The 16655-nt window shown below is 62.3% G+C and carries 11 protein-coding genes; 3 read left to right on the forward strand and 8 right to left on the reverse strand.

The genetic code is table 11. The annotated features are described in order from the left end of the window. Positions 1–34 precede the first annotated feature (34 nt). From H7R73_RS10800 to nrfA, 8 genes are all read right to left on the reverse strand, one after another. Positions 35–955, reverse strand: a complete 921-nt coding sequence (locus H7R73_RS10800) for a serine hydrolase (RefSeq protein ID WP_029314613.1) — start codon at positions 953–955, stop codon at positions 35–37. 350 nt (positions 956–1305) lie between these two features. Next, positions 1306–2496 (reverse strand): heme lyase NrfEFG subunit NrfF, encoded by a 1191-nt coding sequence (gene nrfF / locus H7R73_RS10805; RefSeq protein ID WP_103260249.1) that lies wholly within the window; start codon positions 2494–2496, stop codon positions 1306–1308. Next, positions 2493–3068, reverse strand: a complete 576-nt coding sequence (locus H7R73_RS10810) for a DsbE family thiol:disulfide interchange protein (protein ID WP_103260248.1) — start codon at positions 3066–3068, stop codon at positions 2493–2495. Before H7R73_RS10810 ends, nrfF begins: the two co-directional genes overlap by 4 nt. After that, positions 3065–5026: a heme lyase NrfEFG subunit NrfE gene (gene nrfE / locus H7R73_RS10815; RefSeq protein WP_103260247.1), complete on the reverse strand. Its 1962-nt coding sequence runs from the start codon at positions 5024–5026 to the stop codon at positions 3065–3067. Before nrfE ends, H7R73_RS10810 begins: the two co-directional genes overlap by 4 nt. 174 nt (positions 5027–5200) lie before the next feature. Then, positions 5201–6157 (reverse strand): cytochrome c nitrite reductase subunit NrfD, encoded by a 957-nt coding sequence (gene nrfD, locus H7R73_RS10820; RefSeq protein WP_103260246.1) that lies wholly within the window; start codon positions 6155–6157, stop codon positions 5201–5203. Further along, positions 6154–6834, reverse strand: coding sequence for a 4Fe-4S dicluster domain-containing protein (locus H7R73_RS10825; RefSeq protein WP_103260245.1), 681 nt, complete (start codon positions 6832–6834; stop codon positions 6154–6156). Before H7R73_RS10825 ends, nrfD begins: the two co-directional genes overlap by 4 nt. Beyond that, positions 6831–7445, reverse strand: a complete 615-nt coding sequence (gene nrfB, locus H7R73_RS10830; protein WP_103260244.1) for a cytochrome c nitrite reductase pentaheme subunit — start codon at positions 7443–7445, stop codon at positions 6831–6833. Before nrfB ends, H7R73_RS10825 begins: the two co-directional genes overlap by 4 nt. A 51-nt stretch (positions 7446–7496) precedes the next feature. Next, a complete protein-coding gene (gene nrfA, locus H7R73_RS10835; protein ID WP_103261138.1) occupies positions 7497–8939 on the reverse strand; it encodes an ammonia-forming nitrite reductase cytochrome c552 subunit in 1443 nt (480 codons plus the stop codon). A 209-nt stretch (positions 8940–9148) separates the two neighbouring features. Here nrfA and H7R73_RS10840 point away from each other — a divergent pair, with 209 nt between their 5' ends. From H7R73_RS10840 to H7R73_RS10850, 3 genes are all read left to right on the forward strand, one after another. After that, the gene (locus tag H7R73_RS10840; protein ID WP_011191341.1) at positions 9149–10423 is read left to right on the forward strand and encodes an IS4-like element ISApu2 family transposase; all 1275 of its coding nucleotides are present in this window, start codon (positions 9149–9151) and stop codon (positions 10421–10423) included. Between the two features lie 389 nt (positions 10424–10812). Further along, positions 10813–10983, forward strand: coding sequence for a hypothetical protein (locus H7R73_RS10845; protein WP_158657325.1), 171 nt, complete (start codon positions 10813–10815; stop codon positions 10981–10983). A 93-nt stretch (positions 10984–11076) separates the two neighbouring features. Next, on the forward strand, positions 11077–16587 hold the full coding sequence (locus tag H7R73_RS10850) for a retention module-containing protein (protein WP_182951710.1): 5511 nt from the start codon (positions 11077–11079) through the stop codon (positions 16585–16587). Positions 16588–16655: the final 68 nt, after the last annotated feature.

A 16655-nucleotide genomic window follows, 5' to 3' on the forward strand; every position in this document is an offset into this window, starting at 1 on the left:
CCTGCCGGTTCGGGGGCCCTTGTTCTCGTAGCCGTTACTGGCTGCTGAAGAGCCTGGGCTGGGGAGTGGACTGCGCCGTCAGGGTCATGCGGCCCGAGGTTTCCAGCCAGCTCTTGATCTTTCTGGCATCGGCGACCCGTTCATCCGTGGTGTTGGCGTGAAGCAGCACCATGACCACGGGCTCGTTGTTGACCCGGGTTCCCATGACCAGGCAGCGCCCCGCCTCGCGGATATAACCGGTCTTGGAGACCAGAATGGGCCAGCTTCCTTCCCGTACCAGGCGGTTGGAGTTGAGGTAGTGCAACTGGCGCTTGCCGTTGCGTACCAGACGCTGCTCGGAGGCGGTGTACTGGCGGATCAGCGGGTAGGTGGATGCGGCGGCAGCCAGTTTGGCGAGATCGTGTGCGGTGGAGACGTTGCGGGGGTTGAGCCCGGTGCTGTCGGCGAAATGGGTGCTCCACATGCCGAGCATGCGGGCCTTGGCATTCATTGCCTCGATAAAGGCTTTGCGGCCACCCGGGTAGTGCCGTCCCAAGGCGGAGGCGGCGCGGTTTTCAGAGGACATCAGTGCGATGTGCAGCATGTCGGCGCGGCTCAGGCGCGAGCCCACCGCGAGGCGCGACCCCGTGCCCTTGAGTCTGTCCACGTCATCCATGGTGACGGTGAGGGTCTCGTTGAGGCGCTGATTGCCATCCAGTACCACCAGCGCTGTCATCAGCTTGGTGATGGAGGCGATGGACATCACCCGGTTGGCGTTGCGCTCTGCCAGTGTCTCGCCGGTTTTCGGGTTGACGACCACGTAGGCATCGGATCTCAGCGGCAGGTTGCTGCGGGGTTCGAGCAGGCTGTTGGTGGAAGAAGAGGTCGCAGAAAACGGGTTGGCATGGGCGCTTTCCATGCTGGCGGGAAGGAGGAAGGCGCCGAGCAGCAAGGGAAGAAAAGGACGAAGGTTCATGATTTGACTCTACTACGACTCACAGGGACATTTGGCTAAGTTATATGACGGTAATTGACGCTTCACAACGTCTGGTGGCCGGATATTTCCATTTTATGGGCCAGCGCACCTTGAAATCCCCCACATCGGGGCTATTGGGCCCGATAAAGGGAGTCATAGAGGCCTGTCAAGCCATGGCAGACACGCCACTACGGGGGCGCACTATATGCTGGCGAGGGGCTAGATGACGACTCTTTTTGCACCTTTCGGCGCCTTGGGATGATGAAGGGGTCGTTAATGGCGACCATGGCGATAAAAACGGCGCCCGGCAGGGAAGATGGTCCGCTGCATTATCGCCGTTTTGCCCCGCGTCATCCTCCCATCATCCGCGCGGTCTGAATGGCCTCGATCAGCGCGGTCCGGTTGATGCGAGGGCGCTCCTCGTCCAGCAACTGCTGCCAGAGGGCGATGGCCTGGCTGTAGCGGCCGTGCAGGAAGTGATCAGAGGCAAGCAGCATCAGGGCGCTCACCTCGCCTTTGTCCTGCTTGAGCGCGCTATCAAGCAGGCGGGTTGCCTCCGGGGTCAGCTGCTGGCCCGCCTGATAGTAGATCACGGTGGCCTGGGCGGCCTGGGTCGCCGCGCTGGCGCCCCCTTCTTGCAGAGCGAGGCGCTGGTAGGCGAGCAGGGCATTGTCGTACTCGTCCCGATAGAGATAGAGCTGACCGAGCGCCGCCCAGTCGTCGAGATCGGTGGGGTTGGCTTGCAGGCGCTGGTGCAGGGCGCCCAGCTCCTTGTCCTGCAGATCCCGCGGGCTCAATCCCGCCAGCGGATCGGGGCGCGACTGATAAGCCTGCCATGCCTGATAGCGGCCGGTGCCGGCATAAATACCGGCCATCAGCGCCAGCAGCAGGCCCCCAAGCAGCATCCAGGAGCGCAGCCAGGGCAGCGGACGGGCGGTGCGGTCCTTGGCCAGCCGCTCGCGCAGGGCCTGTTCGGCAAGTGGGGTGGCGTTGGCGAGGCGGGCCAGCTCCAGCTCCCGGTAGAGGCGGCTGTGGGGGGCAAGCCCCGCCTGCTGCTCGGCCATGATCAGCCGGTTCAGTTCGGCCCTGGGGTCGTGGGCGAGCACCCCCTCGGCTCTGTCGCCGACAAGCGGCACCCGCGCCGGTTGCCGGCGATGCAGGCTCCTGCGCAGGCGATTGAGGGCCAGCAACAGCAAGAGGGCGGGGCCGCCCCACAGCAGCGCCGTGCTGCGCTTGAAGGGGGGATCGTAGCGCACGAAATCGCCGAAGCGTTCCGTCATGCGGGCGATCACCTGCTCATCAGACTGCCCCTCGTCCACCCAGCGGTAGACCTCGAGCCGCAGATCCCGGGCGATGGGGGAGTTGGACTCCACCAGGTTCTGGTTCTGACACTGGGGGCAGCGCAGGGCGCGGGCCAGCTCCTGAGCGCGGGTCTGCCGCTCGGGATGGCGAAACTCATAGGTGTCGACCCCGCTGGCAAGGGCCCCGAGGCTCAAGGCCAGCAAGAGTGGCGCGATCAGGGCGTAGCAGAGACGGCTCATGGCTTGCTCTCCCGCACTTCTTTCTCCACGTCGGGCTGGCGAGCGGTGTTGCTGCGGGCCTTTGCAAGCAGGGGGGCAAACTGGCGTTGCCAGACTTCCCGTGTGAGCTCACCCGTGTGGCGGGTCAGCAGGGTGCCGTCGCCGGCAAAGAGATAGGTCTCCGGCGTGCCGTATACGCCGAGCTCAAGGGCAAGTTTGCCGTCAGGGTCGGCCAGCACGGCGCGATAGGGGTTGCCCGCCTCGGTGAGCCAGGCGCGGGCGGCATCTACCTTGTCCCGGTAGTTGAGGCCATAGAGGGGCACGGCGCTGGCCAGCTCACCCAGCAGCGGATGCTCGGCGCGGCAGTTGGGGCACCAGCTGGCCCAGACGTTGAGCACGAAGGGCTCCCCCTTGAGCGCCGCGGTGTGGATGGGGGCACCGCCAAGCAGATCGTCACTCTGCCAGGCTGGCAGAGTGCGCCCTGCGACGGCCTCATCCTGGCTGTAGGGGTTGTTGCCAAGGCCGAGCCAGAGCAGGGCACCGAGCCCCAGGGTGAGCACGAGCGGCACGAACAGGCGCAGACGGGCGTTCATGATGGCTCCTGATTGAGCAGGGGGCGGGGCGAGCTTGCCGAGCTGTGGCGAGGGGCCAGCAGCGGCCGGCGGGCGAGCAGACGCAGGGCGCCGCCCGTCATCATCAACAGGCCACCGAGCCAGATCCAGCGCACCAGCGGCTTGTAGTGCAGCCGCATGGCATAGGCGCCGGGTCCCATCTTCTCGCCAAGCACCACGTAGAGATCGCCGAGCATTCCCCACGCGATGCCCGGTTCGTTCATGTTCATGGTGCGCACGCTGTAGTGGCGCCGCTCCGGCGTCAGCCGTGCCACCTCTTTACCGCTCTTATGCACGCTGAGAGTGATGCGCTCGGCGGTGTAGTTGGGGCCGATGATCGGCTCGCTCCCCTCATAGCGAAACTCGAAGGCGCCGAGCCGATAGGGCTGGCCTGCGGCGAGTACGGCGCCCCCCTCCTGACTGTGGTGACTCACCTGCGCGATGCCTAGGGCACACACCGCTACCCCGAGATGGGCCAGCAGGCTACCGAACCGATTGAGGGTGAGCTCGCGCCGCGACGTCGGTTGCAAGAGCGGGAGCAGCAGGCTGGCCATCAGCCAGAGGCTCAGCACGTTGGCCGCAAGCCCCAGCCAGCTTGCCCGCAGCGGCTCGGGATAGGCGAGGCTCAGCAAGGCTCCTCCCAGCAGGCCGAACAGGCATGGGTGCAGCACCTTGATGCGGCGCTGGGCTGCCAGATGCTGCCAGCGCAGGCGCGGCAGCTGGGTCATCAGCGTCATCAGGCAGAGGGCTAGCGGCACGAAGATGGTATTGAAATAGGGGGCGCCCACCGAGAGCGAACCCAGATGAAGCGACTGGAACACCATGGGGTAGAAGGTGCCGAGCAGCACGCTGGCGCAGGCCACGCAAAGCAGCAGGATGGCGGCGCCGAGCAGCCCCTCTTTTGACAGCAAGCCAAAGCGGGCATAGGGAGCGCGAATGTCCGCCCGCAGAGCAAACAGGGTGAGGGCGCAGGTCAATAGCAAACCGAGCAGCAACAAGAGGGTGAGGCCGCGGCTGGGGTCCACCGCAAAGGCGTGTACCGAGGTGAGCACCCCGGAGCGCACCACGAAGGTGCCGAGCAGGCTGAGCGAAAAGGTAAAGATGGAGAGCAGCAGCACGGCGTGGCCGTAAGCCCCGCGCTTCTCGCACACCACCAGGGCGTGCAGCAGGGCGGTGCCGAGCAGCCAGGGCAAGAGGGAGGCGTTTTCTACCGGATCCCAGAACCACCAGCCGCCCCAGCCGAGCTCGTAATAGGCCCACCAGGAACCCAGCACGATGCCGGCGGTGAGAAAGACCCAGGAGCCGAGCGCCCAGGGGCGGCTCCAGTGGGCCACGGCGCCATCGAGCCGACCCGAGTGCAGCGCCGCCATGGCGAAGGCGAAGTTGACCGCAAAGCCGACGTAACCGAGATAGAGCAGGGGCGGGTGGATGATGAGGCCGATATCCTGCAGCATGGGGTTGAGATCGCGCCCCTCCAGCGGTCCCGGGAACTGGCGGTCAAACGGGCTGGAGAAGATCAGGGTATAGAGGCCGAACAGCCCGACGATCAGCCCCATGATGGCCAATACCCGGGTGCGGATCAGCGGATCGACCCGCCTGGAGCAAAGAGCTACCAGAGCGCCCCACAGCCCCAGCGCAAAGACGAAGAAGAGCATGGAGCCCTCGTGGCCGCCCCACACGGCCGCCAGCTTGAAGCCAAGGGGCAGGGCGCTGTTGGCGTGCTGGGCCACATAGACCAGGGTGAAGTCATCTTGGCCAAAACAGCTGGCGAGCAGCAGCAGGGCTGCCCCGAGCAGGAGCGCGACCAGGAGGGCCAGCGGTGTTGCGCAGCCCAGCAGCGGCCGTGAGGCGAGCCGCAATCCCAGCCAGGGCAGCAGCCCTTGCAGCAGGGCGAGCCCGGTCGCCAGCAACAGTGAGAGATAGCCGAGCTCTGCCAGCACACAACCTCCAGGATCAATTTTTGATGTCATTCATGTCATGCCACACACGCCGCGTCGTCTCCCTTTGGGGGAACACATTGCCAAGCAACGGGTGTGGCATCACCAGAAATTCATTGGGCCAGCAACAAACCAGCGCCAGTCACCCGAGGGTGGCTGGCGCTGGTGATCATACCTTTAAACTACCGTCATCTGGCCGGCGTAGAGCACGAAGTAGCGCAGCAGCAGGATCCCCACCAGGGTCAGGCTGCAGACCAGTACCAGATAGCCGTTTTTGGCCCGCAGTGGCGCCGGGGCCAGTAGGGCCAGCAACTGGGGCAGCAGCATACCGATGCCCACCACCCCGAGCCAGAATACCTGAGCCCAGAAGCCGCTGCCGATGGCGGCCCACATGGCTGCCTCCTTCTGGCCGCCGCCGAAGTAGAGGCCGGTAAAGAAGCAGACCAGCAGCAACACCTCCACCGCCAGCACCGGCCGCTCGAAGCGGTGGACAAAGCTCACCCCCTGGCTGTGATGGTTCTCCTTGAACAGGGTGACCGCCAGCAAGATGGTGGAAGCGATGCCGGAGCTGACGCCGGAGATAAGGAACAGCACCGGTAGCACCGGGTTGTTCAAGAGCGGATAGGTCTTGAGCGCCGACAGCAGAAAGCCGGTGTAGGCCCCCAAGAGCACGGCGAGCATCAGCAAGAGCGGCGCCAGCAGCCGCTCGATGCGGGCAAGCCAGCCAATCAGACCATCCACAAAGGCGAACTTCTCTTGCAGCAGGTGACGGCGCAAGGTCTCGATCTCGGTCCGAAACACCACCGCCAGCCAGGCGAACAGCACCGCCATGTAGACCTGGAACAGCATGACCCCCATCGACATCACGGAGTCGAACTGGTAGTGGAACATCAGCTTCCAGAAGGTCCAGGGGCGGGCCAGGTGGAAGATGAGGATCAGTAACCCCAGCACCACGCTCACCGGCGCCAGAATGGCGGTCGCCTTGATGATGCCGCTCTCGCTGCCAGCCCCCTTGCGGCGCAGCAGCACCGAGAGGGTGGTGGCCCCGGCGGAGATGCCGAGCAGAAAGAGATAGATGGCGATGGGCCAGTCCCACACCAGCGAGGAGAAGTGAAACGCCTCTTGCATCGTCATGACTTTATCTCCCCTTTGGGCACGCGGTACATCTTGGGCGAGGTGCCGAGAGCCTGCTTGTAGCGATAGGTGGTCTCCTTCACCAGCCGTTTGGCGATGGGGCTGTCCGGATCATCCAGATTGCCGAACACCAGCGCCTTGGTGGGGCAGGATTCCACGCAGGCCGGCTCCTTGCCCGCCGCCAGGTTGGTCTTGCGGCAAAAGTCGCACTTGTCGGCAACCTTGGTCACAGGGTTGATAAAGCGCACCTGATAGGGGCAGGCGGCCAGACAGTACATGCAGCCGACGCAAAGATCCGGGTTGACGTCGACGATGCCATCCTCCTTGCGGATATGGGAGGCACCGGTCGGGCAGACGTGTACGCAGGGAGCGTTGTCGCAGTGCTGGCAGGATTTGCGAAAGAAGTGGTACTCGGCATCGGGGAAGGTGCCGATGGGGCCGGAGCGGATGATCTCGAGGCGCGAGACCCCCTCTGGCACCTGATTCACCTCCCGGCAGGCATCCATGCAGGCGCTACAGCCGATACAGGCCGTCTCGTCGTGGAGCATGCCAAAGCGTACTCCGTCGATGGTCTGGCTGTGGGCGAGGGGGGTGGCAAGGGAGCGAGTCGGCCCTGTCATCATGATGAGGGCCCCCGCACTCATCCCCGCCATGAAGTGACGGCGAGAGCAGCTCATGGTGCCTCCTTGCCCGAGGTGGTGTTCGCCTTGGCCGCCTTGACGACCTCATGCTGCTTGCTGTGGCAGTCGACGCAGAGCTTGATGCGGGACTTCTCCGGAATCGCCACCATGGGCTCCTTGGCCGGGTGCAGCTGGTGGCAGCTGGTGCAGGTGAGCTTGGTGGCGTGCACGTCGTGGGCCCAGAGCGCCTCGCGCAGCACTTTGGGCTCGTGACAGCTCATGCAGACCCCGTTCTGCTCGGCGATGGGGTAGCTCTCGGTACTCTGCTTCTCTGCCAAGCCGCTTTGCTTGTCATTGAAGCTGTCGCTAAAGCGCATCACATCCTTGACCCCTTCCCGGTGCTGGGGGGAGGGTTGACCGTGGCAGTTGGTGCAGGTGACCGGCGCCAGGTTGTTGGGGTTGGTTGCCTGGCCATGCTTGCCGTGCATGCCTTCGACCTGCTCCTTGTGGCAGTCGGTGCAGGCCTTGTCGGCACTGCGCAGAAATTCCACTTCATGTGTAGTCGGTGCCGGGGCGGTTGCCGCATCGGCCGCCTGGCCCTGCAGGCTGGTCAGCAGCATGGCTGCCATCAGCATCAGTCGTAAGAAATCCATTGTTAAATCACCCATAGGAAGCCTCCATCCGGCTGCGGGCCCGACACTGCAGGCCCGCATGCCTCGTCATTGTGCGAGCCGTCCGGCCGCTTTGGCCTCGGCATCCCAGGCGGGGACAGTGGTCTTGAGGAACTGGGCCTTGTAGCTGTTCATCTGCTGCATGTCCATGCCAAGAGCGGCCTGGGCCTTCTCCTTGCTGGAGATGTCAGGAATGGCGATCTGGTGGCTGATCCCCTTGGCGGCCAGCAGGCGTGCCAGCTTGGTGCGAGCATCGGCGGCTTTGTCCAGGGCGGTTCCCAGCATGCGTAGCGCCACTTCCGGGGCGTGCATCTGCACCCCGTGGGAGGCGATGGAGAAGTCCCAGCGCCATTGGGCGTGACGGATGTCCTGCAGAATGTCCTTCATCTCGGCCTCGGTGGCGCCGGCATCCCAGGCGGCCTTGGCTTCAAAGTGGGCGTGCACCAGCTGCTTCTCGACTTTGAGCTTGATCTCGGTGACGGCGTCCTTGCGCTGCTTGACCACCCCTTGCAGCATCTCCTTGCTCTGGGTGTGGCAGTTGCGGCAGGTCTGGTCGAAGCGATCGAAGGGGTTGCCTACCTTGTGGTCGGTGTAGACCTTGCCTTGCTCGTTCTGCACCTTGGGCATGTGGCAGTCGACGCAGGCGACGTTGTTCTGGCCGTGAATGCCGGCGCGCCAGGTCTCGTACTCGGGGTGCTGGGCTTTGAGCATGGGGGTCTTGGAGAGGGCATGGGTCCAGTCGGCAAAGCCTATTTCATCGTAATACTGCTCCATCTGCTCCACTGTGGTGCCCTTGTCCCAGGGGAATTTCACCGCCTTGGTGGGGCCGCTGAAGTAGTACTCCACGTGGCACTGGCCGCACACCTGAGACTGCTGATCGAAGCGTCCCTGCTCCTTGAACGGCTTGCCGATGGCGGTCATGGCCCGGTCGGCATAGGGACGGGAGAGGTGCAGGGCGGGCTTGCCCTCCTTGAACTCTTTCGAGGCGGTGTCGTGGCAGTCGGCGCAGCCGATGGTGTTGACGATTTCCGGTCCGCCTTTTGCCCACATCCCCTTGAAGTAGCCATCCTCACCCTTCTCGTCGATGACGCGGGCCACGTCCGGGCCTTTGCAGCTCCAGCAGGCCATGGGCAGCGGACCGTCTTCGGCGGTCTTGGGGGCGCCGGTACGCAGGGTTTCCCGCACGTCGGTCAGCGCATAGAAGTGGCCGCGCGGCTTGTTGTAATCCTTGGAGAAGGGGTAGCCGGCCCAGAGCACCACCATCTGCGGATCTTCCGCCAGGGCGTCGGTGCGCTCGCGGCTCTCGCTGGTGCCTTTCCAGCTGGTGAACTGATCGGCGTGATCCTTGGCGAACAGCTCGCTGCGCGCCTCAATCTTCCCTTTGGGGGCACTGTCGTCTGCCTGTGCCAGACTGCCTGCACCCAGCAGGACGGTCAGCAGCAGGGCCGCCAGCCCTGGTCGAAATAGCTTGTCATATGAACCCACGGTCATCACTCCCAGATAAAAAGTCCATGTCGGGCCTGACCGTTCCATCTTGGTGTGGACATCTGTGCTCATCATCGACGGGCATGGCAGGCCGATCCATTGTTATGGCTGCATCATGTACAGGATCTTTAGCTACAACCAATTGAAATAGATAGAAAAAAGGCTTCGTTTGTGATCTGATTTAATCGCAAAAAAAAACCGACACGCCCGAAGCCATGACTATTATCAATGCAACCCAGTACCTCAAGCAACTTCTTAGCTCTTCTGAACTCAACCGGATCGGTAAATTTACCGGTTTTTGTCAGCGACTCCGGGATATCCAGCCTGCGAGACTACTCCCGGCTCTGCTCTCAGGGCTTGGTTGCGACAAGGTGGATGGTATTGCTGGTTTGCATCGCCATTTCAATGCGTTGCAGCTCCATGATACTGACCAAATAGCGTATAAACCCTTTCACAACCAGTTACGCAAGCAGGGTTTTCCCTTGTTCATGCGCGCACTGGTTGAACGAGCCATCGCCTTACGCCTCAAGGAGTGTCTACCGGACGCCCACGGACTGGCAGGCTTTGAGCAGGTACTGCTGCAGGACGGGTCGTCATTCGCGTTACATCCGCAATTGGCAGAACATTTCCCGGGCCGATTCAATAAGCACAGCCCCGCTGCGGTAGAGTGTCATATGACCATGTCCTTGCTGGACCAGTCGCCGATATCGATGAGTATCACGGCGGATACCGAATCGGAGCGCAAGCATCTTCCGGCCGCAAATTCGTTAAATAACAAACTGTTATTGGCGGATGCCGGTTACATCAGCCGCGAGTACTTTGCTGATGTGACCAAAGCCAAAGGAAGCTATCTGGTCAGAGGGAGTCAAAATCTCAATCCCAAAGTACAGGCAGCTTACCGACAGGACGGCAGGGAAATGCCCAAGTTACTCGGAAAAAAGCTCAAGGATATCGATCGGAGAAGCTGCAGAGCCGAGGTTCTGGATCTGGATGTGAGTTCGGGAAAGTATAAATATCGACTCATAAGACGTTGGTTTGCAGAGGAAAAACGGTTCTGTATATGGATGACCAATCTTCCGCGTGAGCGATGGCCAGCCGAGAAGGTGATGGCATTGTATCGTTGCCGTTGGCAGATCGAACTGTTGTTCAAAGAGCTGAAATCACATAACCGGTTGAAGGCGTTCGCGACACGACAAAAAGCGATAGCGGAAGGCTTGATCTGGGCTAGTTTGCTGGCCTTGCTGGTCAAACGTCGGCTGGCGCTGACGCTGATTGGCAGCGCGGAGTTATCGATGCTGAAGATTGCCAAAAACAGCGCGCTTTGGTTAATGCCGATATTGGCGAGCATCATCCATGGTGCGTGGCAGGAAATAACAGAGAAGTTGGAGTGGGCAATGGTGTATTTATCCAAAAACGGCAAAAAGAGTAGGCAGAGAAAATCCAAGCAAAACAACACGTTAGACGGTATTATTAATTCGCTTGCCGCTTAAGGTTCTGTACATGATGGCTGCATATAAATCGGTGTTTATGCAATTGCTCGGGGGAATAATACCAAATGGGTAAAATGGATAATCATTTATCCCCGTGGGAGTTGCGCTAGATCAATTGAGGGGATGGAGGGATGCCAAAAGTGCGATCCAGGTGGAATTATTGAACCTCATCCGAGGGTTATTTCCACCCGTTCTCTTTTGATGAAAATAGGTAAAAACGATGTTCATCATGCTGGCTAGGGGGGAAGGGCGAGAGGCGGCGGAGAGATACACCGCCTGAAGAGAGAGAATGAACTGCTGATGTTGAATTTAAATTCAATATTAAGCTTGCGAAGGGGTGAGGGGGAGGCTTCGGTTTTCCATCCCCATGGCCCCTGTCAAGGGGCTCTGTGACAGAAGCTGTCGTAGAAATGGGTGCCAAGAGAGCCATCTATTTTTATAAAAGAGAAATTAAGGGCTTTATTCCAGCATATTCGCGTCCTGGTAGCGTCTTATTGAATTTAATAGGGCGGTTGGCGGCATTTACTTTCGATATTTTCGAAAATGACGAAGGGTTATAGGGGGTGATTGACGGTAAAATAGCCGCCTGTCACGGAGACTTTCCCTTTACGCTTCATGTGCTGGGAAGTCTGTGTTTACCCGTTGGAGGATATATGGCCGAGCTGCGAATCGATAAACCGACTCTTATTGCCAAGGTGGAGGGCGCTGTGTTTGTGATGGATGCGGACGGCTCTTTGCGCCGTGCGACCCCTGGCATGCAACTGGAGCCCGGGATGCGCCTGCTCACCGAATCCGACGGACAGGTGGAGCTGGCGGAGGCGGGCAGCGAACGCCCCGAGCCCGCCCAGCCCGAGGCGGCACTGCCCGCCGGTGCCGATGCCGAGCTGGCGAGCCTCCAGGAGGCGATCCGCCAGGGGGCAGACCCGACCAAATTGTTTGAAGAGACGGCGGCGGGCAACGCCGGGGCCGGTACCACTGGTGGCGTGGTCGGCTCCAGCGCCGGCGGTTTCGTGGTGGTGGATCTCAACAGTGAGTACACCCTGGCCGAGGCGGGGTTTGACACCGGCCATGAGGCGCGCCAGCCGGGCGACGAGTTGCTCTATGCCGAAGATCAGGATCTGCTGGCAGCCATCACCATCACAGAACCCCAGACCGACGACAACATCATCAATGCCGACGAGGCGACCGGCGTCATCATTCGCGGCTTTGTCGAGGACGTGGAAGTCGGCCAGACCGTCACCGTCACCCTGATAGACCAAGATGGCAATCGCCTGACCACCACCACAGTGGTGCTGCCCGGCTTCGTCTGGGAGGCAAACTTCGGCGACGTCACCGGCAAGCTGGTGGACGGCCCCCTGACCATCCAGGCCGATACCCAAGATGCAGCCGGCAACCGGGCCAGCGACACCGGCCAGACCCTGCTCGACACCATCACCACCATTACCCTGGATTTGGCGGACGAGAGCGACACCGGCACCAGCCAGACCGATGATCTGACCCGCGACACCACACCACTTCTGCAAGGGAAGGGGGAGCCTGGCGCTACCGTTACCCTGACCCTGGAAGGCAAGGTGATGGCCGTGCTCACCGTGGATGGCAACGGCAACTGGCAATATCAGATCCCCGATACTCTGGCCGATGGCGCCCATGATTTTCGCGTCGATGCGGTGGACATCGCGGGCAACCGGGCCAGCGACACCCTGACGGTGACGGTGGATACCCGTGCCGCCATCGACATCGACGATCTCGATACCGACAGCATCCTCGGCCATGACAAGGTCACCCTGAGCGGCAGTACCACGGACGTGGAGGCGGGGCAGCGGGTGACCATCACCCTGATTGGCCAGAATGGCCAGACCCTCTTCAGCGGCAGTGCCCTGGTGGGCAGTGACGGCCGCTGGCAACTGGGAGGCCTGGATCTCTCCAGCATCCAGGGCCCCTACGAGGTACGCGCCGAGGTGACGGATCTGGCGGGCAACCGGGTGATCGACGGGGCTCCTCTCATCGGTCAGAGCGATACCCTGACCCTCTCCGAGGCGGATCTCGCCAAGGGGCCGGTGAGTGCCGCCGGATCCCTGCACACCGGAGCCGGGCTTGATGGCAACCTGCAGGTGAGTTTTGCCGCCGATCAAGGTGCCCTCAATCAGCTTGGCTTGACCAGCCACGGGACGGCACTCGCCTACCAGGTCAGCGGCCAGACCCTCACCGCCAGCGCGGGGGGCGTGACCGTCTTCACCCTGACCCTGGCCAACGACGGCAGCTATCGCATCGTCTGGAACCAGAGCCTGGATCACGGCCAGGATAGCCTGAGCCTGCCCTTTGCCCTGGAGTACCGCGACAGCGACGGGGATCTGGTGAGCGCCAATCTCACCGTCAACCTGGTGGACAGCACACCACCGGACTTCACCATCGCCCCCATCAGCCTCACGGAGGATGATTTCACCAATCCGGCGGCGGTGGTGGGACAGAGCCAGTTCGTGGTGGGCCATCAGTCCGATCCCTTGGTGGCAACAAGTGCCGTCTTCGCGGATCAGAGTGCAACCCTGGCCCGTCTCAACGGCAGCGGCATCAGCAGCGACGGCCACGCCTTGACCTTCGAATTCACCGGTGATCGCCTGCTGACGGGTTATTACCTGGATGGGAATGGCAAGCGGGTCGAGGTGCTGAAGGCCGAGCTGACCGCCAGCCAACATGGCAGTGATATCGACGGCAATGTCACCGTCTCCCTCAATGGGCCTCTGGATCACCAGGGCAGCGACCAGCTCTCCCTCGGGCTCACCGTCTCCGCCAAGGAGATAGACGGCGACGAGACCCGCGCCGACCTGGTTGTCTCCATCAGCGACGGTGTGGATCCCCGCCTTGGCATCGATAGCGGGGTCACCTTGCAGGAAGGGGCCTCGGGCCAGACCCTGGATGGCCAGTTGCCGGTGAGCGTGGGCAGCGATCGCCTGGTGTCGCTCAATTTCGAGGCGAACCAGCCTGGCCTGAATGGCCTCACCAGCGGCGGTCAGCCGACCCACTATCAGGTCAACGGCAACGTCATCACCCTGCTGGATGCGGGCGGCAAGACCATTCTGACCGTGACCCTGGGGCTGGATGGCAAGTACCAGGTGGCGCTCGATGGCGTGCTGGATCAACCGGTCAGCACCAACAGCGTCAACCTGGGGCTGCAGGTGCAAGGCACCGACTTTGACGGGGACAAGAGCAACCTTGGCACCCTCAATATCCATATCACCGACGGCGTGCTGCCCCAGGTCGACCCCGTCTCCCTCACCCTGGTGGAAGACAGCGACTGGAGCGCAGCCCAGACCCTCACCGGGGATCTGGCCATCACTGCGGGGGCCGACCCCCTGGTCAACATCGCATTCGATGCCAGCCAGCCTGGCCTGCAGGGGCTCACCAGCGGCGGCCAGCCTGTGATCATCACCATCAGCGGCAACAGCATCAGCGGCGCCCTCAACGGCCAGAACGTCTTCACGTTGACGTTGGATCAGAACGGCCACTACGTCTTCACCCTGAACCAGCCGCTGGATCAGGGAAGCGCAGACAGCCTGCTCAAGGCGGGCTTTACCCTCACCGACAGTGACGGAGATAAAGTTTCCTCCACCCTGACCGTGGCCATCGGAGACGGTGCCAATCCGGTCATCAGCGCCGTGACCGGCACAGAGATGACGGAGGCGAACCAGGGGGACTGCGCGGTGGTGAGCGCCATGAGCTTCACCGTGAGCCACGGGGCTGATGCGCTCGACACGAGCAGCCTCAAGTTCGACATCGCGGCCATACAAGGCAGCCTGGATGGCAAGTACAGCAGCCACGGCAGCCCGGTGACCTTCACCCTGGATGCCAGCGGCGAGCTGGTGGGGACCAGCGCGGACGGCCGCGAAGTGCTGCGGGCCGAGCTGAGCCTCGTTGAGAACAACGGCAACTGGAGCGTCACCTCCAAGGTGACCCTGGGGGCCGAGCTGGATCACCAGGGCAGCGAATCCCTCGACCTGCCGCTCACCGTCACCCTGACCGACAAGGACGGAGACAGGGTCTCCACCGACTTGCCGCTCACCATCAAGGATGGTCATGCACCGCACTTCGTGGCGGGCAGCGGGGTAGATCTGAACGAGAGCAGCCTCGATGGCAGCAACACCCTGACGGAAACGGGACACTTTACCCTGGAGGCGGGGTCGGATCGGGTGAGTCAGGTCTCGTTCGCCGATCCGGCTTCCCAGCCCCCCCTGATGGCACTGGGTCAGCAGGTGAAATACGAACTGGTGGACGGGGATCCCGCCATTTCGGGCAACCAGATCCTCAAGGGTTATGTGGACGTGAACGGCGTGCGCGTCGAGGTGCTTCAGGTCGAACTGGTGGGCAAGCTGGACAATGCCGCCAGCAACACATTCGACTACAAGGTGACCCTTTATCAGGGGGTGCACCAGAGCGGCGGTGACGGTAAGACGAGTCTGCCCCTCAAGCTTGACATCATTGACAGTGACAAGGGGGGCGGCAACAACGACAGCACCACGGGCACTCTGGACATCACCATCAGCGAAGGCGTCAGGCCGATCGTCAACGGGGTGACCATCGACAGCGTGACCCTGAGCGAGGGGCGCTTCGATGGCGCCGCCAATGGTGCGACCGCCGACGATCAGTTCATCACGGGCAAGGTGACGGTACAGGCCTACTCCGATCCCATCGTCGATGTGCGCCTGGTCCTGAGCGGTCAGGTCATGGACATCAACGGCAATCCCGTCACTCACAATGGCGAGACCCTCACCTGGCAGGTCGTACCGGGCAGCAACGGCCACAGCTTCCAGGCAGTGACTGCGAGCGGCACCCTGGTGCTGAGAGTGACCCTGCCCAATGTGCCCGATAGCGTCGCGGCACACACCAAGGTGGATTTCGATTATCAGGTTGTGACTCACACCAACCTGGATCACGGCGCGAACGACAGGCTCGATATTCGTGTCGGCATGCAGGTGACGGACAGCGATGGCACCGTCAGCAAGGGCGATACCGTCATCCATGTGACCGATGCCGCCGATCCTCACCTTGGCATCGACAGCGGGGTCACCTTGCAGGAAGGGGCCTCGGGCCAGACCCTGGATGGCCAGTTGCCGGTGAGCGTGGGGAGCGATCGCCTGGTGTCGCTCAATTTCGAGGCGAACCAGCCTGGCCTGAATGGCCTCACCAGCGGCGGCCAGCCGACCCACTATCAGGTCAACGGCAACGTCATCACCCTGCTGGATGCGGGCGGCAAGACCATTCTGACCGTGACCCTGGGGCTGGATGGCAAGTACCAGGTGGTGCTCGACGGCGTGCTGGATCAACCGGTCAGCACCAACAGCGTCAACCTGGGGCTGCAGGTGCAAGGCACCGACTTTGACGGGGACAAGAGCAACCTTGGCACCCTCAATATTCATATCACCGACGGCGTGCTGCCCCAGGTCGACCCCGTCTCCCTCACCCTGGTGGAGGACAGCGACTGGAGCGCGGCCCAGACCCTCACCGGGGATCTGGCCATCACCGCCGGGGCCGACCCTCTGGTCAACATCGCATTCAATGCCAGCCAGCCCGGCCTGCAGGGGCTCACCAGCGGTGGCCAGCCCGTGGTCATCAGTGTCAGCGGCAACAGCATCAGCGGCGCTGTCAACGGCCAGAACGTCTTCACGTTGACGCTGGATCAGAACGGTCACTACGTCTTCACCCTGAACCAGCCGCTGGATCAGGGGAGTGCAGACAGTCTGCTCAAGGCGGGCTTCACCCTGACCGACAGTGACGGAGACACCGTCTCCTCCACCCTGACCGTGGCCATCGGCGACGGGGCCAATCCGGTCATCAGCGCCGTGACCGGCACCGAGATGACGGAGGCGAACCAGGGGGCGAAGGATGTGGTGAGCCACATGAGCTTCACCGTGAGCCACGGGGCTGATGCGCTCGACACGAGCAGCCTCAAATTCGATATCGCCGCCATTCAGCAGAGCCTGGATGGCAAGTACAGCAGCCACGGCAGCCCGGTTACCTTCACCCTGGACGCCAACGGCGAGCTGGTGGGGACCAGCGCGGACGGCCGCGAGGTGCTGCGGGCCGAGCTGGATTTGGTGGAGAGCAACGGCAACTGGAGCGTCACCGCCAAGGTGACCCTGGGGGCCGAGCTGGATCGGGAATTCAGATAATAAGTGCGACACTCATGGATGAATGGCGAGAGGTGGCCAACTGCTGATTGGTGGTACCCTTCTGCTCG

The sequence above is a fragment of the Aeromonas sp. WP2-W18-CRE-05 genome (assembly GCF_014168615.1).
Taxonomy (GTDB): Bacteria; Pseudomonadota; Gammaproteobacteria; order Enterobacterales; family Aeromonadaceae; genus Aeromonas; species Aeromonas caviae.